Source organism: Lactobacillus rodentium, from assembly GCF_003423665.1.
Classification (GTDB): Bacteria; Bacillota; Bacilli; order Lactobacillales; family Lactobacillaceae; genus Lactobacillus; species Lactobacillus rodentium.
On sequence record NZ_BFBY01000040.1, the window covers coordinates 1 to 303 of the forward strand.

The window sequence follows — 303 nt, forward strand, 5'->3', positions numbered from 1 at the left end:
AGTTGGGCACTCTAATGAGACTGCCGGTGACAAACCGGAGGAAGGTGGGGATGACGTCAAGTCATCATGCCCCTTATGACCTGGGCTACACACGTGCTACAATGGATAGAACAACGAGAAGCAAACCCGTGAGGGCAAGCGGATCTCTGAAAACTATTCTCAGTTCGGACTGCAGTCTGCAACTCGACTGCACGAAGCTGGAATCGCTAGTAATCGCGGATCAGAACGCCGCGGTGAATACGTTCCCGGGCCTTGTACACACCGCCCGTCACACCATGAGAGTCTGTAACACCCAAAGCCGGT

At 54.1% G+C, this 303-nt stretch carries 1 rRNA gene; it reads left to right on the forward strand.

Features of this window, described 5'->3' with window-relative positions:
* Nucleotides 1-303: ribosomal RNA gene (locus LrDSM24759_RS07675) — 16S ribosomal RNA — on the forward strand; the annotation flags it as partial.